Here is an 18,727-nt window from a genome sequence, read left to right on the forward strand (position 1 = left end):
GGTCAGGGCGTCGCCTCGTGTTCGACGGCGTCCGTACGGGCCTTGCTGCGGGCTCGCCGGGCGGGGCCACGCCAGCCGCAGGTGCAGTGGGCCGCGACGAAACGGCCCTTCTCGACCGTTGTCGTGCGGTGGGACGCGGGGGCTTGCTGATCGGCCACGCGGCCACCGTACCGACCGTCCGTGAACGGCTGGCGACGGCTCCGTCACGGGGCCTCCGCGTGACGGGTCCATGCACCGGTCGTTAGAACCTGTGTCACATCCCCGGCCGGGCGGGCATGCGGCACAGGCTCTTCAGGTGAAGGACGGCCGAACGGGCAGGACAGGCGCGGGACGCTTGGGGGTAGACAGGCCATGGTGCATCGGCACAGGCGCACGGGCGCGGCGGACGCCGTGGTGGCCGCCGCGGTCGCGGCGGCGGGGCTGATGGCGGTGGCCACCGGATGTACGGACCCCGGCGCCGCCGCGGACGGCAGCGGGGGCGTCGACCCCGGCGACGCGGTGCGGCGGTCCGCCGACTCCCTGGTCGCGGCGGGCAGTTCGAAGGCGAACACGTCCATGGAGATGGCCAGCGGCGGCACGCGCGTCACCGTCCGGGGCACCGGGGCCTACGACTTCGAGCGGCAGCTCGGCGTGTTCGAGGTGGTGCTGCCGCCGGACCCCGCGGGGGACGACGAGCACCGGCCCATCACCGAGCTGATGTCCGACGGCGCGCTCTACATGAAGAACCGCGGGGCCGGAGTGCCTGCCGACAAGTGGGTGCGGATCGAGACACGTTCCCTCTCCGACGGAAACCTCGTCACCGGCGGAGCCACGGACCCCCTCGCTGCGGCGGAACTGCTGCGCGGGGCGCGGAAGGTGGGGTTCGTGGGGGAGGAGCGAGTGGGTGGGACGGAGGTACGGCACTATCGCGGCGTCGTCGGCCTTCGTGCCGCCGCCCGGGCCGCCTCCGCAGGTCAGCGCGGTGCGCTCGGTGCGGCGGCGGCGAAAGGGTTCAGCAAGGGGAGCGCCGCGTTCGATGTCTACCTCGATGACCGGGGTCGCGTACGGAAGTTGCGTCAGCAGTTCTCCGTAGCCGACGCGAACGTGGCGTCGACCACACTCCTCTACGACTTCGGAGCGCCCGTGAAGGTGCGACTTCCGGCCGAGAAGGACATCTACGCCGGGAAAATCGCCGAGCAGTAGTCGCTGACGGCTGGTGGAAATGGTCCGTCTGTGCCATGCGCGGTGCGTAGACGGCTCCCTACCCTGGGAAGCCGGTATCGGCAGAAACGGATGCGCGGGCCGACGAGACGGATCGGTGCGTGGGTCCCGGGTCAGGAAGAGGTGATGAACGTGGCTCCGGTGCGTGGCGGTACGGCGGTTCAGGACCACGTCGCCCTCGCCGAGATCGAACTGTGCGGGGAGCTCATCATCGCGGCGAGTGCGGCGGCGGAGCGCCTGAGCTTCGACCGCATCGACGAGGTCCTGAGAGTCTCCGACCCCCAGGACCCCACCCCCCACCCGGAGGACTGGCGCCCTTAAAGGGCGGGCGGGTGGGGAAAAGCCCGCGAAGCGGGCACGCCTGAAAAGAACGACGCAGGCCGAGCCGGATGCGACCCAGCCCCACGTCGCAGACCGAGATAAATTCCGCCCCCCAGCGGGAGCGCCTACGTGCGGAGCATCCGCGCAATAGCCTTAGTAGCCTCTTCCACCTTCGCGTCGATCTCGGTCCCGCCTTTGACCGCCGCGTCGGCCACGCAGTGCCGCAGGTGTTCCTCGAGGAGCTGCAGCGCGAAGGACTGCAGCGCCTTCGTGCCGGCCGAGACCTGCGTGAGTATGTCGATGCAGTAGACGTCTTCCTCGACCATGCGCTGCAGGCCGCGGATCTGGCCCTCGATGCGGCGCAGCCGCTTGAGGTGCTCGTCCTTCTGCTTGTGGTACCCGTGCACCCCTTGAGCGTGGCCGCCGTGGTCGGAGGGCGCTGCGGGCGCCCCCGGGGTGGGTACGGCCGCGTCGGCCGCCTCGGTGGTCGTCATCGCGTCCTCCTCCTGGACTTCCTGCGGGGCTCCCCGTCGGACGTACCCGCGTTTCTGCAGATCCATATACCCCAGGAGGGTATATGGTAGCCGATTTCTCGGGGGGTGTGCTGATCACTGTGCCTGATGGGCGACACTGGGGGGCAGCCGGTTAGCCGTGGCCGGATGATGCGCCTAGCATCAGCCTGACCGCATCCAGAGCACCCCGAGGACCCCACGTGCGCTTTCGTCTGACCCCCAGGGAGACGAGCTTCTACGACATGTTCGCCGCATCCGCGGACAACATCGTCACGGGCTCGAAACTCCTCATGGAACTGCTCGGAGCGGACTCTTCCGCACGGGCCGAGATCGCAGAGCGTATGCGGGCCGCGGAACACGCGGGAGACGACGCCACGCATGCGATCTTCCACCAGCTGAACTCCTCCTTCATCACGCCGTTCGACCGCGAGGACATCTACAACCTCGCGTCGTCCCTGGACGACATCATGGACTTCATGGAGGAGGCCGTCGACCTGGTCGTCCTCTATCAGGTCGAAGAGCTCCCCAAGGGCGTCGAGCAGCAGATCGAGGTCCTGTCGCGGGCCGCCGAGCTCACGGCCGAGGCCATGCCGAACCTGCGGACCATGGCGAACCTCACCGAGTACTGGATCGAGGTCAACCGCCTGGAGAACCAGGCCGACCAGATCCACCGGAAGCTCCTCGCCCAGCTCTTCAACGGCAAGTACGACGCCATGGAGGTGCTGAAGCTGAAGCAGATCGTGGACGTCCTTGAAGAGGCGGCCGACGCCTTCGAGCACGTGGCGAACACTGTGGAGACCATCGCGGTCAAGGAGTCCTGAGGCACCGCCATGGACACCTTTGCCTTGATCGTGACCATCGGCGTCGCGCTCGGATTCACGTATACGAACGGCTTCCACGACTCCGCGAACGCCATCGCCACATCCGTCTCCACCCGGGCGCTGACGCCCCGCGCGGCGCTCGCCATGGCCGCGGTGATGAACCTCGCCGGTGCCTTCCTCGGCAGCGGCGTCGCCAAGACCGTCAGCGAGGGGATCATCGAGACCCCGCACGGCGACAAGGGGATGTGGATCCTCTTCGCGGCGCTCATCGGCGCCATCGTGTGGAACCTCATCACCTGGTACTTCGGCCTGCCCTCGTCCTCGTCGCACGCGCTGTTCGGCGGCATGGTCGGGGCGGCGCTCGCCGGCGGGATCGGGGTCATCTGGTCCGGGGTCGTCGACAAGATCGTCATCCCGATGTTCCTGTCGCCCGTGGTCGGCCTCGTCGTCGGTTACCTGGTGATGTGCGCCATCATGTGGATGTTCCGCAAGTCCAACCCGCACAAGGCCAAGCGCGGTTTCCGCATCGCGCAGACGGTGTCCGCGGCCGGTATGGCGCTGGGTCACGGTCTGCAGGACGCGCAGAAGACGATGGGCATCGTGGTGATGGCCCTCGTCATCTCCGACGTGCAGAGCGCGGACGCGCCCATCCCGATCTGGGTCAAGATCTCCTGTGCGCTGATGCTCTCGCTCGGTACGTACGCGGGTGGCTGGCGCATCATGCGGACCCTCGGTCGCAAGATCATCGAGCTGGACCCGCCGCAGGGCTTCGCCGCGGAGACGACCGGCGCGGGCATCATGTTCACGACCGCGTTCATGTTCCACGCGCCGATCTCGACGACGCACGTCATCACGTCCGCGATCATGGGCGTGGGCGCGACGAAGCGGGTGAACGCGGTGCGGTGGGGTGTTGCCAAGAACATCATCCTGGGCTGGTTCATCACGATGCCGGCGGCCGCGCTGGTGGCGGCGGTCAGCTTCTGGATCGTGAACCTCGCGTTCTTGTAGTGCAGCCGGTGGGGGGTGCTCGCGCAGTTCCCCGCGCCCCTTACGGGGCACACCCAGCGGCATAGGAGAGGCCCGCCCCCGGGAGCCCGGGGCGGGCCTCTCTTGGTGTCCCTGCGGTGGCACCGCCATGCAGCACCGCGGGGAGTCGGGACAGGGCCTAGCCGAAGCGGCCCGAGATGTAGTCCTCGGTCGCCTGGACCGAGGGGTTGGAGAAGATCCGCTCGGTCTCGTCGATCTCGACGAGCTTGCCGGGCTGGCCGACGGCGGCGAGGTTGAAGAACGCGGTGCGCTCCGAGACGCGGGCCGCCTGCTGCATGTTGTGCGTCACGATGACGATCGTGAAGCGTTCCTTCAGCTCGCCGATCAGGTCCTCGATGGCGAGCGTCGAGATCGGGTCGAGGGCCGAGCAGGGCTCGTCCATGAGGAGCACGTCGGGCTCGACCGCGATGGCCCGCGCGATGCACAGGCGCTGCTGCTGGCCGCCGGAGAGGCCCGAGCCGGGCTTGTTGAGGCGGTCCTTGACCTCGTTCCAGAGGTTCGCGCCCTTGAGGGACTTCTCGACGACGTCGTTCAGTTCGCTCTTCTTGTACGAGCCGTTGAGCTTGAGGCCCGCCGCGACGTTGTCGAAGATCGACATCGTGGGGAACGGGTTCGGGCGCTGGAAGACCATGCCGACCGTGCGGCGCACGGCCACCGGGTCGATGCCGCTGCCGTAGAGGTCCTCGTCGTCCAGGAGCACCTTGCCCTCGACGCGGCCGCCGGAGGTCACCTCGTGCATGCGGTTCAGGGTGCGCAGGAACGTGGACTTGCCGCAGCCGGAGGGGCCGATGAAGGCGGTCACGGAGCGGGGCTCCACGGTCATCGAGATGTCCTCGATCGCCTTGTGTGAGCCGTAGTAGGCGGTCAGGCCCGATACGTCGATTCGCTTGGCCATGGGGATCACTGCTTCTTTCGGGTCTCTGGTGCGCGCATGCGCGCGGGTCCGCCGATCGGCCGCTCAGCGGCCCGTCTTGGGGGCCTTCCAGCGGGCTACGCCGCGGGCCGCCAGGTTGAGGATCATGATGAAGGCGATGAGCGCGAGGGCCGCGGCCCAGGCCCGGTCGTACGACGCGTCGGTGCCGGCCGCGTACTGCTGGTAGATGTACAGCGGCAGCGAGCCCTGGGCGCCGTCGAAGGGGTTCGTGTTGATCAGGGGGGTCACCCAGACAAGCAGCAGGACCGGCGCGGTCTCGCCCGCGATGCGGGCGACCGAGAGCATCACGCCCGTGGTGATGCCGCCGATGGCGGTGGGCAGGACGACCTTGAGGATGGTCCGCCACTTCGGGACGCCGAGGGCGAGCGACGCCTCGCGCAGCTCGTTCGGGACGAGCTTGAGCATCTCCTCGGTGGAGCGCACGACCACCGGCATCATCAGGATGGCGAGCGCCATGGCGCCGGCCCAGCCGGAGAAGTCGAAGCCCAGGATCAGGATCCAGAAGCTGAGGACGAACAGACCCGCGACGATCGACGGGATGCCGGTCATGACGTCCACGAAGAACGTGACGACCTTGGAGAGCTTCCCGCGTCCGTACTCGACGAGGTAGACCGCGGTGAGCAGGCCGATCGGCACGGCGATCAGGGAGGCCAGGAGCACCTGCTCCAGGGAGCCGATGAGCGCGTGGTAGATGCCGCCGCCGGTCTCGTCGTCGGCGATGACGCCCATCGAGTGGGTGAGGAAGTAGACGTCGAAGACCTTGGCGCCGCGCTGCACGGTCTCGTAGATCAGCGAGGCGAGCGGGACGACGGCCAGCAGGAACATGACCCAGACCAGCGAGGTGGCGAGGCGGTCCTTGGCCTGCCGGACGCCTTCGACGGTGACCGCGAGGACGTACGAGCCGACGATGAAGAGCAGGGCGGCGATCAGGCCCCACTGGACGCGGCTGTCCAGGCCGGCTCCGGCGCCGATGCCGACCGCGACGGCGGCCGAGCCGAGTGCGACGGCCGCGGGGGACCAGCGCGGCAGGCTGGCTGCCCGGAGCGTCGAGGGGCGCTTGACGAGGGGGTTGGCCGGGTTGGATGTCGTGGTGCTCATGCGTTGGCCCCCGAGTACTCCTTGCGGCGCGCGATGATCAGGCGTGCCGCGCCGTTGACCAGCAGCGTGATGACGAACAGGACCAGGCCGGAGGCGATGAGCGCGTCCTGGCCGTACGAGCTGGCCTCGTTGAACTTGCTGGCGATGTTCTGCGCGAAGGTGCCGCCGCCGTAGTCGAGCACGGAGGTCTGGATCACGAAGGTCGGGGAGAGCACGGTGGCGACGGCGATCGTCTCGCCGAGCGCGCGGCCGAGGCCCAGCATCGAGGCGGAGATGATGCCGGAGCGGGCGAAGGGGAGCACCGACATGCGGATGACCTCCCAGCGCGTGGCGCCGAGGGCGAGCGCGGCTTCCTCGTGCATCTTCGGGACCTGGAGGAAGACCTCGCGGCTCACGTTCGTGATGATCGGCAGGATCATGATCGCGAGGAGGATGCCGACGGTCATCAGGGAGCGGGGGGCGCCGCCCTTGTACTCGAAGACGCCGGTCCAGCCGAGGTAGTCGTCGAGCCAGCCGTAGAGCCCGGTGAGGTGGGGGGCGACCACGAGGGCGCCCCACAGGCCGTACACGATCGAGGGCACGGCGGCCAGCAGGTCGATCACGTAGGCGATGGGGCCGGAGAGCTTGCGCGGCGCGTAGTGCGAGATGAACAGCGCGATGCCGATGGCGACGGGGACCGCGATCACGAGGGCGATCACCGAGCTCACCACGGTGCCGAAGACGAGGACGGCGATGCCGAAGTACGGCTTGCCGCCGGTGGTGGCACCGGCCGGGTCCCATTCGAAGGTGGTGAGGAAGTTGCCCGTGTTGTCGGAGAGGGCGAGGGTCGTGCGGTACGTCAGGAACACGGCGATGGCCGCCATGATCGTGAGGAGCACGATCCCGGAGCCGCGGGAGAGGCCGAGGAAGATCCGGTCGCCGGGGCGGGTGGCGCCGCGGGCGGCTGCCTTGCTCACCGGGGCCGTCGGCCCGGCGTCGTCGACGAGGGGAGGAGCGGTCGTATTGCTTGGTATGTCCATGGGGTTCTCCGGTCTGCGGAGGCGCCGTGCGGGTGACGCAGGCGCTCCGTGGCGGCGGTGCACCGGATGGTGCGGCCGGCCCCGGTACCGCGGGGCCGGCCGCACTCGGTTCAGCTAGCTCAGGCCCGCGACGGTGGAGCGGACCTTGGCGATGATCTCGGCCGGGATCGGCGCGTAGTCGTTGTCCTTGAGGACCTTCTGGCCGTCCTCACCGGCGATGTAGGTCAGGAAGGACTTGGTGGCGGCGAGCGTCTCGGGCTTGTTGCCCTTCTCGCAGACGACCTCGTACGTGACCAGGGTGATCGGGTAGGCGCCCTCGGCGGTCGGCTTGTAGTTCAGCTGCAGGGAGAGGTCCTTGCCCTTGCCGACGACCTTGGCCTCGGCGATCGCCTTGGAGGCGTTGTCGACGGTGGCCTTCACCGGCTCCTTGGCGCCCGTCTTCAGGTCGACGGTCTTGACGCCCTCACCGGCGTACGAGAGCTCGAAGTACGAGATGGCGCCCGCGGTCTGCTTGACCTGGCCCGCGACACCGGCGGAGCCGTTCGCCGACTGGCCGCCCTTGGGGGCCCACGACTTGCCCGGCTCGTACGGCCAGGCGGCGGGGGCCGCGCCCTTGAGGTACTTGGTGAAGTTGTCCGTGGTGCCCGACTCGTCGGAGCGGTGGAACGCCTGGACCTTGGTGCTGGGGAGCTTGACGCCCGGGTTGAGCTTGGCGATCGCCTTGTCGTCCCAGCTCTTGATCTTGTCGTTGAAGATGTCGGCCAGGGTCTTGGCGTCCAGGGTCAGGTCGTCGACGCCGGGGACGTTGAAGCCGATGGCGATCGGGCCGCCCACCATGGGCAGGTCGATGGCCTGGCTGCCCTTGCAGATCTTCTTCGACTTCTCGACCTCCTCGGGCTTCAGCGCCGAGTCGGAACCGGCGAACGCGGTCTGGCCCTGCAGGAACGCGGTGATGCCGGCGCCCGAGCCCGTCGGGTTGTAGTTCAGCTGCACGTCCTTGCAGTTGGACGTGTAGACCTTCCGCCAGGCGTCGATCGCGTTCTTCTGCGCGGACGAGCCCGAGGCCGCGAGCTGGCCCTTGGCGTCGTCACACTTGATGTTGGCGTTGGCGTTGGTCTCCTTGCCGCCGTCGCCCGAGCCACTCGTGTCGTCGGAGCCGCACGCCGTGAGGGCCAGGGCGCCGGAGACGGCGATGGCGCCGAGGGAGAGGGCGCGGAGCCGGTTCTTGCGCTGAAGCTTCACTTCGGGTCTTCCTTCCGGGAGCCGCCGACCCTTGTGGCGGCGTGCGATGACTTACGTCGTGTTGTAAGGCCGAAATTAGGCAGGACAGGTGAAGCGGCCGATGGGCACGAGTGAACGGCGGGTGAACCTCGGCGGTCGGCCTGGTTAGCCGGTCCGCTGCAAAAAGTAGCCGCACCGCTACACGCCGTGAGGGAGGCGGTCGACGGGGTGCGGCGAGCGAGGCGGCCGACGTGGGGTGCGGCGGGCTCCGGCGACGGGCGGATCTGCTCCCGGCATGATCAACCCGTTTCTCGTGGGCATCGCCGTACTGGCCGCCGTTGCCGCCGCCGTGGCGGTCCGGGTCGGCCTGGATGCCTTCTGACCGGGATCGTTTAGCCGGTAGCGGTGTGGTAGCCGGACACGGTGGTGTAGGCCGTTTCGGCTCGTCGTCCTTCCGGGGTCTCCACGGGAGCGTGGGCGAGGAAGTCCCGGGTGGCGCCGTTGAAGCGGATCGCTCCTTCGGCCAGGACGGTGACGTGGTCGGCTTCTTCGGCGAGGTCGGCGACATCGTGGGTGGACATCAGCACCTGCACCTCATCGGTGGCGAGGTTCAGTATCAGATCGCGGAACACGCGGCGTTGGGTGGGGTCCATGCCGGCGGTCGGTTCATCGAGGAGCAGGATGCGTGCGTCATGGACGAGGGCGGAGGCGACTCCGACGCGTCGGAGCTGGCCGCCGGAGAGCTGTTTGGTCTTCGCGTCGGCCCGGTCCTTCATCTGGACACGGTCGAGGGCGGTGGCAGCTGTGGTCCATGCGTCGGCACGATTCATGCCCTTGAGCCAGCCGGTGTAGGCGACCTGCTCGCGAGCGGTGAGGCCGGTCATGGCGGTGATCGTCTGGGGCATCCACGCGACCCTGGTCCGGTACTCCCGGGACATCGATGGCAGGCGGCCAAGGCGTACGGCACCCGTGGTGGGCTGGTTCACTCCGGCTGCGAGCTTCAACAGGGTCGACTTTCCAGCGCCGTTGGGGCCCAGAAGGACGGTGAACCCGTCGGGTGTGAGGTAGGAGAGCCGGTCGAGGATGCGGGGCTTGTTGCGTCCGTACGCGTACGACACGGCGTCGAGCTCAACGGGCATGCGTGCGGGGCCTTTCACAGGGAGCGGCGGTTACGGGCCTGAGCGACCAGGCCGCCTACGAAGACGATCGAGCAGAGGGCGAGAGCGGGGATGTTGGACGAGCTGTGCAGGGTCACAGCCCAGGGCCAAGGGCGTTGGAAGTCGGCGTAGCCGAGGAAGATGATGACGAACACCCATCCCACCGGGGCCACTGTGGAAGCCTTCGGGTGCACCGCGGCCGCGAGGAGCATGAGGCCCGTCAGGAAGGCGGTGTTGCGACCGACCGTGGTCGCCTCATCGTTCCCGGCCGGGACCCCGATGATCAGGCCCGCCACGACTGCGGCCAGAACACACGCGGTGATCAGCAGCGTGTCCAGGCGGCGCAGGTTCCGCGTGGTCACTACCTCGGCTTCGACGAGCCGCTGGTCCAGGCTGTGGGCAAGCGTTGAGGTGATCACGAGCGGGGTGATCTGCATGAGAAATACGCGGTTACCGCCCGCGCTCAGCACGCCGGGCAGTTCGATGGCCCGGTCGTGCGCGAAGGCGACGATCAGCGTGAACGCCACCGTGCCCGGGAGGAGAACGGGCAGCAGCCGCCGTGCTTTGATCCACCAGATCACGGCTTCGCTCCCTGGGCGACGAGGCGGCATGCCTTCGCCTGCTCCTTGTGGAACCACGCTGTCTGCTGGTCGGCAGGGAGCTTCAGGGCGTTGGCCGCGCGTTCCTGCACCTTCGCCAGGACCTGGCGGGGGTTCTGGAACACACCGCCGTACTCTCCCCTGCGCCAGGCCAGGTACGGCTTGTCGGCGTCGATGCGAGCGGCGGCCCACAGCGTCGCGGCGTCGTGGTTGACGACGTAGTTGGCGGAGGGGGCCGATTCGAAGGAAGGCGGGAAGGCACAGGGGAAGGTGACACTCACGCGCAGGACGGCGTAGCGGACAGAGGTCATTCCTCCGGCCGACCGCCCGGCATCCCGGGACAGCGGGAGCCACCACGTCGTGTCCGACGGTGCCTTCCGGTCCCGGCCGTTCAGCAGGCTGTCGGACACGGTGTCGGGCATGCGCACCTTCACACCAGCGGCGCGGAGCTTGGTCACCGACCTCACGATCTCCCCTCGCACCCGGTCGAGTTCCTCGACCGCACCACCGGTCTCGGCCATGCACACACGCGGGACGCTGCCGGTGCAACGGGCGGTGGCGTGTCCAGAGGTGATAGGACCGTCCGCGATGGCCCACCCCGATGCGACGTCGGCACACGAGGCCATGACCGCCACGGCTGCGACACCCGCTGCACCGCGTATCGCCCACTGGCTTCCACGCGTCGTGCGGATCCACCACACACCCACCGAGGCTGCCAGTGCCACGACGAACAGGAGGGGTACGAGCAGCGTGGCGGCGCCGTATTCCTCGCCGAACGCGAGCGACGTATCCGGCTGGCCCGAGACGTGCCTCGGCCATATCGGCTCGTCGTACTTCACGGTTTCGGCGATCACGTAGAACACGGCGACGGCGGACAGCGGGGCGGAGATCATCCGGGGGGTGAGGTGGCCGAGGGCGCACCCGAGTACCGCGTAGGCGCACACGATGCCCATGGCCATGAACAGGGGCGCCAGTGCGGCCGGGGTCGGCCAGAGCTGTGTTTCGATGAGACGCATCACCACGGGCAGCACGAGCACCAGCCAGCCGGCAGCGACAACCGGCAGCAGTGTGTGAGCGGCCACGCGGAAACGAGACCGGCCGGGGGCGAGTTGCCACACGCCGTCCCTCTTCAGCCGCCCGCCCTCCCATACGGCGAGCCCGATCGTGATGGCGTAGGCGAAGACATAGAAGTAGGACAGGGCCAACTGGACCTGTTCGGGCGCCCACAGCGGCCCAGCGCGTACGTCCTCATACGAGTTTTCGAAGTGCAGGGCGTAGAAGTAGTAGAAGGCGATGATGCCGAGCCACACGGGCGCAGTCCACGCAGCCGGGGTGGTGCGCAGTCGGGTGCGAAGGTTCAAGGAACGAGGCCGCTCTGTGGAGAGATGGGGGAAGCCGGGAAGCAAAGAATGCTTCCCGGCTCTGCGTCACATCGGGTCAGCCGTGGTTAGTCGGCCTTCGAGACGTCGACGTACACCTTCCTGACCGACAACTGAATGTGGTTGTACTCGGAGCCGTTGAGCTTGGGGGTCGTGAAGTAGCGGTTGTCACCACCGTTCACGTGGGCATCCCCTGTGCCCTTTCGGTAAAGACCATCTAAACAGCCGCCCAAGTCACCCGCTGTGATGGAAGCCATACTTCCGCGTTAGGTCTGGACCATGACGTTCACCTGTCTTCGGTCAGGTGGAAGTCGTAGGCACCCCGGTAGAAGACGGGCCCGCTGCCTGCCCTGCCATCACAACGCCTCCCCAGCCGCATGAAGAGTCTCCAGCAGAGCGTCGAGCAGCTCTTTGTCCCGCTCCTGAGTCAGCTTGTCCCGAGCGGTTGTGGGGGAGAGCCACGCAAGCCGGGATACCTCCCTGTTCGGCACGAACACGCCGCCCGTGGACTCCGCAGCCCAGTAACGGACCTCCTTGGGGCGGCCGTCGACCCGATAGCGGATGGTGGGCAGCTCCGTGCCCAGCTCGCACGTCATCCCCGTCTCTTCCAGGACTTCGCGCAGTGCGCCTTCGCAAGCGTCTTCGCCGCGCTCCAGCTTGCCTTTCGGGTGGGACCAGTCCGCCCACTTCGGTCGATACACCAGAGCAAGTTCGATGCCGTTGCCGGAAGGCGAGCGGCGCCAGAGAAGGCAGCCCGCCGCCCGTACGACCCGCTCGCCCCCTTCGTCGTACGTCACCACGTCCTCGCCTCCTCGTGCAGCCACGCCTGCTGGAAGGCGAAACGTGCCGCCTCGACATCGTGCCGCTGGTCCGCGTGCAGCACACCCAGGGCGTACGCCGTGGCCGGGGCGATCCGCGGGGTGCGGGCCGCCTGGGCCGCCGCTGCTGCCGCCGCCGACGCCTCCCGGTGGACGTTCAGGGCGTGGCTCGCGTCCGCGATGCGGGGCTCCGGGGACGCGTGGCCGAGGAGGACCTCCTGGGCGTACCGGTGCAGGCGCAGCAGGGAGCGCACCTTCAGCCAGGGGGCGTCCTGGGCGTCGGGGGCCGTGTCCGCCGCGAGGCCGTGGACGAGTGCGCCGGCGTTGTACGGGTGGCCCGCCTGGCCGAGAGGGAGCGCGGCGACCGCTTCGGCGAGGGCCGACTCGGCCGTGGCGGCGAGGCGTTCGAGGCCGTCCGTGGCGCCGTTGAACGGGACGTCGCTGGCGAGTACGGCCACGCTGTCCGCCACCGCGTGGAAGCGGGAGGAGCCGAGGGCCTGGAGGGCGGCGGAGTGGGCCCGGGTCCGGGCGAGCGTCAGCTGCCGTTCGAGGAGCGCGGCGGCCTTGGCGGCGCCCACCGCGAGGCCCCGCGGCGCGCCGTTCTCACCGGCGGCCACCGGCGCCTCGGCCTTGGCCCACGCCTCCCCGAGGCCGCGGCCGCGCTCCAGCAGGGGGCGCCCCGAGCGCCGCGCGGAACGCCTGCCCGCGGCGGCGACCGCGGGCGCGGGGACGGCGGCGGGTACGGGCGGTGGGCCCGACAGGCGGTGCAGGGCCTCCAGGAGGCGGGAGAGCCGGGACTCGTAGGCGTGCTCCTGGGCCAACGTGCCCGAGAGCCACGCCAGTTCGGGCCGCAGCGACGCGGCCCAGTCCGCGTCGAGGAGCGGCCGGAACGTGTGCAGCGTGCCGCCGATGCGGCGCGCCGCGCGCCGCATCGAGCAGGCGGCCGCCAGGGACTCCTCGGCGCCCTGCGCGTCCGTGGCGGAGTCGCGGTGCAGCCGCAGCGAGCGGAGGAACTCCGTCGCCTGCTCCTGAAGGTAGGCCGTCAGGGCCTCGCCCGCGGTCCCCGTGCCCGTCGTCGTCTCATGGTGTTGCTGTGCCACGCCGGCGCCTCCGGGCGTCTATGAGCATCTCCTGTACGTTCCGCAGGGGCTGGCCGTCCGGATCCGCCGAGTGGCGGGTCCAGTTGCCGTCCGCGCCCAGGTGCCAGGAGGCGGTGGTGTCCGACATGCCGGTCTCCAGGAGCCGGCTGAGGGCCGTTCGGTGCGCCGGGTCCTGGACCCTGACCAGCGCCTCGATACGGCGGTCGAGATTGCGGTGCATCATGTCGGCGCTGCCGATCCACACCTCGGGCTCGCCGCCGTTGCCGAAGGCGAAGACGCGGGAGTGCTCCAGGAAGCGGCCGAGGACGGAGCGCACGCGGATGTTCTCCGAGAGTCCGGCGACGCCGGGGCGCACCGCGCAGATGCCGCGCACCCACACGTCCACCTCGACGCCCGCCTGCGACGCGCGGTACAGCGCGTCGACGAGGGCCTCGTCGACCATCGAGTTGACCTTGATGCGGACGTAGGCGGGGCGGCCCGCCTTGTGGTGCTGCGTCTCCTTGTCTATACGGGAGACGAGGCCGTCGCGCAGGGACTTGGGGGCCACGAGCAGCCGGCGGTAGGTCTCGCGGCGGGAGTAGCCGGAGAGCCGGTTGAAGAGGTCGGAGAGGTCCGCGCCGACCTCCGCGTTGGAGGTGAGCAGGCCCAGGTCCTCGTAGAGGCGGGCGGTCTTGGGGTGGTAGTTGCCGGTGCCCACGTGCGAGTAGCGGACGAGGGTCTCGCCCTCCTGGCGCACGACGAGGGAGAGCTTGCAGTGGGTCTTCAGGCCGACGATGCCGTAGACGACATGGCAGCCCGCCTCCTCCAGCTTCCGCGCCCACTTGATGTTGGCCTGCTCGTCGAAGCGGGCCTTGATCTCGACGAGGACGAGGACCTGCTTGCCGGACTCGGCGGCGTCGATCAGCGCGTCGACTATCGGGGAGTCGCCCGAGGTGCGGTACAGCGTCTGCTTGATGGCGAGGACGTCCGGGTCGGACGCGGCCTGCTCCAGGAACGCCTGCACGGACGTGGAGAACGAGTCGTAGGGATGGTGCAGGAGTACGTCGCGTTCGCGAAGCGCCGCGAAGATGTCGGGCGCGGACGCCGACTCGACCTCGGCGAGGTCGCGGTGGGTGCCCGCCACGAACTTGGGGTACTTCAGCTCCGGCCGGTCCAGCTTGGCGATGCTGAAGAGACCGGTGAGGTCGAGCGGGCCCGGCAGCGGGTACACCTCGGCCTCGCTGATCTTCAGCTCGCGCACCAGCAGGCTGAGGACGTTCGGGGCGATGGACTCCTCGACCTCCAGGCGCACGGGCGGGCCGAAACGGCGCCGCATGAGCTCCTTCTCCAGGGCCTGGAGCAGGTTCTCGGCGTCGTCCTCCTCGACCTCCAGGTCCTCGTTCCTGGTGAGCCGGAACATGTGGTGCTCCTGGATCTCCATGCCCGGGAAGAGCTCCTGGAGGTGCGCGGGCGCGGCGATGACGTCCTCGATGGGCACGTACCGCTGCGGGGAGGCCTCCAGGAAGCGGGAGAGCAGCGGAGGAACCTTCACACGTGCGAAGTGCTGATGTCCAGAGACCGGGTTGCGGACCACCACGGCGAGGTTCAGGGAGAGCCCCGAGATGTACGGGAAGGGGTGCGCGGGGTCCACGGCCAGCGGGGTCAGGACGGGGAAGATCTGCTGCCGGAAGAGCGTGAAGAGGCGGGACTGCTCCTTCTCGGTCAGCTCGTGCCAGCGCACCAGGTGGATGCCCTCGTCGGCGAGGCCGGGCGCGACGTCGTCCTGGTAGCAGGCGGCGTGCCGGGCCATGAGCTCGCGGGAGCGGTTCCAGATGAGTTCGAGTACCTCACGGGGCTGCAGGCCCGAGGCCGAACGGGTGGCGACGCCGGTCGCGATGCGGCGCTTGAGGCCGGCGACGCGGACCATGAAGAACTCGTCCAGGTTCGAGGCGAAGATCGCCAGGAAGTTGGCCCGTTCGAGGAGGGGCGTCTGGGGGTCCTCGGCGAGCTCAAGGACCCGCTCGTTGAAGGCGAGCCAGCTGCGCTCCCGGTCCAGGAAACGGCCCTGTGGCAGCTCGGCGCCGTCGTGGCCGACCGCGGCGTCCTCGTCGTACGCGTCGAGGTCGGCGTCGATGTCGGGGTCGAGGTCGGAGACGGTGGCGGCGATGGTGGCCGGGCGGTGCGCGGCGATGGAACCCACGGAAGGCTGGGCGTGCTGGACCGGTCCCTGCGTGTTCTGCTGGCTCATACGACCATTCTTCCGCGCGGGCACGACGATGGGCGCGTCGGAGAGCGCGGGAGCGATACGGAGCTTTCCGTTCTCCGGACGGAGCTTCCCGTTCTCCGGGGCGGGGTCGGGCGCGGCGGGCTGCATTGAGCGAGCGTCGCAAGCCTGTCTGAATCAGCGGTTACGGCGACATGACGTGCAGGACATCGGCCGAAGGCCCCCGGGCGTCCACGGCGCGGGGGCCTTCGGCGATCGTACGGTTCAGGCCACGCGGCGGCGCAGGAGCCGGAACGCGGCGTACCGCGCGGTGCAGCCGGGGCCGGGTCAGGACTCCGTGCGGTACATCAGGTCCGTCTCGTGCGTGACGAAGCCGAGGCGTTCGTAGACGCTCACGGCCGCCTTGTTGTCCGCGTCCACGTACAGCATCGCGGTCGGCAGGCCGGACTGCGCGAGATGGCGCAGGCCGGTCGTGGTCAGGGCCTTGCCGAGGCCGCCGCCCTGCGCACCGGGCCGCACGCCGACCACGTACACCTCGCCGAGACGCTCCTGGTCGTGCACCTTCGTCCAGTGGAAGCCGACCAGTTCGCCCGCCTTCTCCGCGAGAAAGAAGCCCGCCGGGTCGAACCACGGCTCCGCCTTGCGGTCGTCCAGGTCGCGCTGGGTGAGAGAGCCCTGCTCGGGGTGGTGCGCGAACGCCTCGGCGTTCACCGCGAGCCACGCCGCGTCGTCCTGCCCCGGCACGAAGGTACGGATGCTCACGCCCTCCGGAAGCACCGGATCGGGCAGGTCGAGCTCCGTCAACGGGCGCCGCATCTGCCGCAGTTCGCGGAAGAGCGAGAGGCCGAGCACCTGCGCCAGGTGCCGGGCCGCGGAGTGCCCGCCGTGCGCCCAGACGCGCAGGCGCCGCCCCGACTCGGCGAGCAGTGCCGAGCCGAGCGCCCTGCCGTGCCCGTGGCCCCGGCGCGCGGGATGCACGACGAGTTCGGCGGCCGGCGCCTCCACGGGGTCGGTGTCCTCCAGCTGCGCGTACCCGACGAGTTCGTCGCCGGTGCTGAGCAGCAGATGCCGGATGCCCTCGCGCGCGCCTCCCCGGAGCTGCAGCCGCCCCTGCTCGGACACCGCCTGCTGCCCGTCCGTACGGGCGGCATCGGCGAGCAGCCCGAGCACGGCGTCGGCCTGCGCGGGGGAGAGGGCGGCGAGGGTATCGATCTTCCGGAGTGGCGCGGGTGCCTCGGCGGGCCGGTCGTCAGTCATGGGTCGAGCGTAACCGCGCGGCCTCCCGCCGGTGGGCCGCGCGCAATCAGGATGTGACCCGCGATCCTCTGTTGCGCTACGCGCGTTGACCTTAGGCTGCCGACCGGTCCCATTCGTCTCACACCATCCCGGGGGAACGCGTGTCCGCCATACCGAAGCACCGAAGGCCCAGGCGCCGGGCCACCCGCGTCCTCGCCGTGGCGGCGGGGCTCGCCACCGTCGGCGCGATGGCCGCCGCGCTTCCCGCCGGGGCCGGGCAGGACCACGGGGACGGCAAGGGCGGCAGGAGCCGGACCGTCGACGTGCAGTTGCTGTCCTTCAACGACTTCCACGGCAATCTGCAGCCGCCCGCGGGCTCCTCCGGGCAGGTCACGGAGAAGCAGGCCGACGGGACCGAGAAGAAGATCGACGCCGGCGGGGTCGAGTACCTGGCCACCTCGCTGCGGACCGCGCGCAAGGCCCACCCCTACAGCATCACCGCCGCCGCGGGCGACCTCATCGGCGCCAGCCCGCTGCTCTCCGGGCTCTTCCACGACGAGCCGACCGTCGAGGCGATGAACAAGCTCGGCCTGGACGTCACCAGCGTCGGCAACCACGAGTTCGACGAGGGCGCCACCGAGCTGGCCCGCATGCAGAACGGCGGCTGCCACCCCAAGGACGGCTGCTTCGAGCAGGACGGGCGCGGCAAGGGCAAGAAGTTCGAGGGCGCCGACTACCCCTATCTCGCCGCGAACGTCACGAGCGAGAAGACCGGCAAGCCGATCCTCAAGCCCTACTGGGTGTGGAAGCACAAGGGCGTCAAGGTCGGCTTCATCGGCGTCACGCTCGAAGGCACCCCGGACATCGTCTCCGCCGACGGCGTCAAGGGGCTGAAGTTCCACGACGAGATCGAGACCGTCAACAAGTACGCGAAGATCCTCGACAAGCAGGGCGTGAAGTCCATCGTCACGCTCATCCACGAGGGCGGCGTGCCCAAGAGCCAGACGTACAACTACGACTGCGACTCCCCGGGCGCGGGCGACGGCATCTCGGGGCCGATCACCACCATCGCCAAGGGCATCACGCCCAAGGTCGACGCCCTCGTCACCGGCCACACCCACAACGCGTACGTCTGCACGATCCCCGACCCGGCCGGCAAGCCGCGCATGGTGACCTCCGCGTCCTCCTACGGGAAGCTCTACACCGACACCACGCTCACGTACGACCGCAAGACCAAGGACATCGTCCGTACGAGCGTGCCGCAGTCCTCTCCCAGGGCGGCGAACCACGTCGTCAGCCGGGAGCAGGCCAAGGCCCCCGACATGACCTCGCTCATCGGGCGCTGGGACAAGCTCGCCGCACCCGTCGCCAGCAAGCCTGTCGGCTACATCTCCGGGGACATCCCGGGGCGCGGCGCGGGCGTGCCCGAGTCGCCGCTCGGGGACCTCATCTCCGACGCGCAGCTCGCGCACGCCAAGTCCCTCGACCCGGAAGCCGATCTCGCGCTGATGAATCCGGGCGGCATCCGCTCCGACATCGTGTTCAAGGCGAGCGGCAGCGAGGGTGACGGTGTCGTCACGTACGGCGAGGCGTTCACCGTGCAGCCGTTCAGCAACACGGTCAATCTGGTCGACCTGACCGGCGCGCAGCTCGTCACCGGACTGAAGCAGCAGGTCAGCGGGTCCAACGAGGCCTCCCCGAAGATCCTTCAGGTCTCCGAAGGACTGACGTACACGCTGGACATGACCAAGTCGGGCGCGGACCGGGTCGTCGCCGGCTCGATCAAGCTGAACGGCAAGGCGATCGACCCGGCGGCCACCTACCGCGTCGCGATGAACTCCTTCCTCGCGGGCGGCGGCGACGGCTTCGCCGAGCTCGGCAAGGGCACCAGGCCGGTCGTCGGCAGCGACGACCTGAAGGCGTTCAACGACTACCTGAGCGCCAACTCCTCGGCGGACAAGCCGATCGCGCCGCCGAAGGCGGACCGGATCACGGTCGTGAGGTAACGGACGTCACGCGGGTGTCCGCGCGGTGGCCCCGAAGTGGCGTGAGCTTGAAAACA

General features: G+C 69.3%; 18 protein-coding genes. 5 read left to right on the forward strand and 13 right to left on the reverse strand.

Features of this window, described 5'->3' with window-relative positions:
* Positions 1–2: 2 nt before the first annotated feature.
* On the reverse strand, positions 3–158 hold the full coding sequence (locus ACFVYL_RS09075) for a hypothetical protein (RefSeq protein ID WP_389714006.1): 156 nt from the start codon (positions 156–158) through the stop codon (positions 3–5).
* Positions 159–351: 193 nt separating this feature from the next.
* Here ACFVYL_RS09075 and ACFVYL_RS09080 point away from each other — a divergent pair, with 193 nt between their 5' ends.
* Both ACFVYL_RS09080 and ACFVYL_RS09085 read left to right on the forward strand, forming a co-directional pair.
* Positions 352–1,182 carry a hypothetical protein gene (locus ACFVYL_RS09080; RefSeq protein WP_389714008.1) on the forward strand — a complete coding sequence of 277 codons (831 nt, stop codon included), beginning with the start codon at positions 352–354 and terminating at the stop codon, positions 1,180–1,182.
* Positions 1,183–1,326: 144 nt separating this feature from the next.
* A complete protein-coding gene (locus ACFVYL_RS09085; protein WP_389714009.1) occupies positions 1,327–1,521 on the forward strand; it encodes a hypothetical protein in 195 nt (64 codons plus the stop codon).
* 125 nt (positions 1,522–1,646) lie between these two features.
* On the opposite strand, the gene ACFVYL_RS09090 is transcribed toward ACFVYL_RS09085, so the two are convergent.
* The gene (locus ACFVYL_RS09090; protein WP_389714010.1) at positions 1,647–2,015 is read right to left on the reverse strand and encodes a metal-sensitive transcriptional regulator; all 369 of its coding nucleotides are present in this window, start codon (positions 2,013–2,015) and stop codon (positions 1,647–1,649) included.
* Positions 2,016–2,233: 218 nt separating this feature from the next.
* On the opposite strand from ACFVYL_RS09090, the gene ACFVYL_RS09095 reads away from it, so the two are divergent.
* Both ACFVYL_RS09095 and ACFVYL_RS09100 read left to right on the forward strand, forming a co-directional pair.
* On the forward strand, positions 2,234–2,854 hold the full coding sequence (locus ACFVYL_RS09095; RefSeq protein ID WP_389714012.1) for a DUF47 domain-containing protein: 621 nt from the start codon (positions 2,234–2,236) through the stop codon (positions 2,852–2,854).
* 9 nt (positions 2,855–2,863) lie between these two features.
* Positions 2,864–3,862, forward strand: coding sequence for an anion permease (locus ACFVYL_RS09100; protein WP_389714013.1), 999 nt, complete (start codon positions 2,864–2,866; stop codon positions 3,860–3,862).
* A gap of 157 nt (positions 3,863–4,019) precedes the next feature.
* Here ACFVYL_RS09100 and pstB read toward each other — a convergent pair whose 3' ends face one another.
* From pstB to mshD, 11 genes are all read right to left on the reverse strand, one after another.
* Positions 4,020–4,796 (reverse strand): phosphate ABC transporter ATP-binding protein PstB, encoded by a 777-nt coding sequence (gene pstB, locus ACFVYL_RS09105; protein ID WP_389714014.1) that lies wholly within the window; start codon positions 4,794–4,796, stop codon positions 4,020–4,022.
* 63 nt (positions 4,797–4,859) lie between these two features.
* Positions 4,860–5,933 (reverse strand): phosphate ABC transporter permease PstA, encoded by a 1,074-nt coding sequence (gene pstA / locus ACFVYL_RS09110; protein WP_389714015.1) that lies wholly within the window; start codon positions 5,931–5,933, stop codon positions 4,860–4,862.
* Positions 5,930–6,952 carry a phosphate ABC transporter permease subunit PstC gene (gene pstC, locus ACFVYL_RS09115; protein ID WP_389714017.1) on the reverse strand — a complete coding sequence of 341 codons (1,023 nt, stop codon included), beginning with the start codon at positions 6,950–6,952 and terminating at the stop codon, positions 5,930–5,932. The genes pstA and pstC overlap by 4 nt, the downstream gene beginning before the upstream one ends.
* Positions 6,953–7,066: 114 nt before the next feature.
* The gene (gene pstS, locus ACFVYL_RS09120) at positions 7,067–8,194 is read right to left on the reverse strand and encodes a phosphate ABC transporter substrate-binding protein PstS (RefSeq protein ID WP_389714018.1); all 1,128 of its coding nucleotides are present in this window, start codon (positions 8,192–8,194) and stop codon (positions 7,067–7,069) included.
* Positions 8,195–8,565: 371 nt separating this feature from the next.
* Positions 8,566–9,312 (reverse strand): ATP-binding cassette domain-containing protein, encoded by a 747-nt coding sequence (locus ACFVYL_RS09125; protein WP_389714019.1) that lies wholly within the window; start codon positions 9,310–9,312, stop codon positions 8,566–8,568.
* 14 nt (positions 9,313–9,326) lie between these two features.
* Positions 9,327–9,911 carry a hypothetical protein gene (locus tag ACFVYL_RS09130; RefSeq protein WP_389714020.1) on the reverse strand — a complete coding sequence of 195 codons (585 nt, stop codon included), beginning with the start codon at positions 9,909–9,911 and terminating at the stop codon, positions 9,327–9,329.
* Positions 9,908–11,239: a hypothetical protein gene (locus tag ACFVYL_RS09135; RefSeq protein ID WP_389714021.1), complete on the reverse strand. Its 1,332-nt coding sequence runs from the start codon at positions 11,237–11,239 to the stop codon at positions 9,908–9,910. Before ACFVYL_RS09135 ends, ACFVYL_RS09130 begins: the two co-directional genes overlap by 4 nt.
* 425 nt (positions 11,240–11,664) lie before the next feature.
* Positions 11,665–12,108, reverse strand: coding sequence for an NUDIX hydrolase (locus tag ACFVYL_RS09140; protein WP_389714023.1), 444 nt, complete (start codon positions 12,106–12,108; stop codon positions 11,665–11,667).
* Positions 12,102–13,226 (reverse strand): CHAD domain-containing protein, encoded by a 1,125-nt coding sequence (locus tag ACFVYL_RS09145; RefSeq protein WP_389714024.1) that lies wholly within the window; start codon positions 13,224–13,226, stop codon positions 12,102–12,104. Before ACFVYL_RS09145 ends, ACFVYL_RS09140 begins: the two co-directional genes overlap by 7 nt.
* On the reverse strand, positions 13,207–15,579 hold the full coding sequence (locus ACFVYL_RS09150) for an RNA degradosome polyphosphate kinase (RefSeq protein WP_389714026.1): 2,373 nt from the start codon (positions 15,577–15,579) through the stop codon (positions 13,207–13,209). The genes ACFVYL_RS09145 and ACFVYL_RS09150 overlap by 20 nt, the downstream gene beginning before the upstream one ends.
* 177 nt (positions 15,580–15,756) lie before the next feature.
* The gene (gene mshD / locus ACFVYL_RS09155) at positions 15,757–16,686 is read right to left on the reverse strand and encodes a mycothiol synthase (protein WP_389714027.1); all 930 of its coding nucleotides are present in this window, start codon (positions 16,684–16,686) and stop codon (positions 15,757–15,759) included.
* A gap of 140 nt (positions 16,687–16,826) precedes the next feature.
* On the opposite strand from mshD, the gene ACFVYL_RS09160 reads away from it, so the two are divergent.
* On the forward strand, positions 16,827–18,671 hold the full coding sequence (locus ACFVYL_RS09160; RefSeq protein ID WP_389714028.1) for a bifunctional metallophosphatase/5'-nucleotidase: 1,845 nt from the start codon (positions 16,827–16,829) through the stop codon (positions 18,669–18,671).
* The last annotated feature ends 56 nt before the right edge of the window (positions 18,672–18,727 follow it).

The organism is Streptomyces sp. NPDC058308, from assembly GCF_042880275.1.
Lineage (GTDB): Bacteria > Actinomycetota > Actinomycetes > Streptomycetales > Streptomycetaceae > Streptomyces.

What these genes read in the sequence shown, in the direction of transcription:
- ACFVYL_RS09150 (WP_389714026.1), bottom strand. Translation starts at nt 15,579, where the DNA reads ATGCAGCCCGCCGCGCCCGACCCCGCCCCGGAGAACGGGAAGCTCCGT.
- ACFVYL_RS09100 (WP_389714013.1), top strand. Translation starts at nt 2,864, where the DNA reads ATGGACACCTTTGCCTTGATCGTGACCATCGGCGTCGCGCTCGGATTC.
- ACFVYL_RS09090 (WP_389714010.1), bottom strand. Translation starts at nt 2,015, where the DNA reads ATGACGACCACCGAGGCGGCCGACGCGGCCGTACCCACCCCGGGGGCG.
- ACFVYL_RS09085 (WP_389714009.1), top strand. Translation starts at nt 1,327, where the DNA reads ATGAACGTGGCTCCGGTGCGTGGCGGTACGGCGGTTCAGGACCACGTC.
- mshD (WP_389714027.1), bottom strand. Translation starts at nt 16,686, where the DNA reads ATGACTGACGACCGGCCCGCCGAGGCACCCGCGCCACTCCGGAAGATC.
- pstA (WP_389714015.1), bottom strand. Translation starts at nt 5,933, where the DNA reads ATGAGCACCACGACATCCAACCCGGCCAACCCCCTCGTCAAGCGCCCC.
- ACFVYL_RS09080 (WP_389714008.1), top strand. Translation starts at nt 352, where the DNA reads ATGGTGCATCGGCACAGGCGCACGGGCGCGGCGGACGCCGTGGTGGCC.
- pstB (WP_389714014.1), bottom strand. Translation starts at nt 4,796, where the DNA reads ATGGCCAAGCGAATCGACGTATCGGGCCTGACCGCCTACTACGGCTCA.
- pstC (WP_389714017.1), bottom strand. Translation starts at nt 6,952, where the DNA reads ATGGACATACCAAGCAATACGACCGCTCCTCCCCTCGTCGACGACGCC.
- ACFVYL_RS09125 (WP_389714019.1), bottom strand. Translation starts at nt 9,312, where the DNA reads ATGCCCGTTGAGCTCGACGCCGTGTCGTACGCGTACGGACGCAACAAG.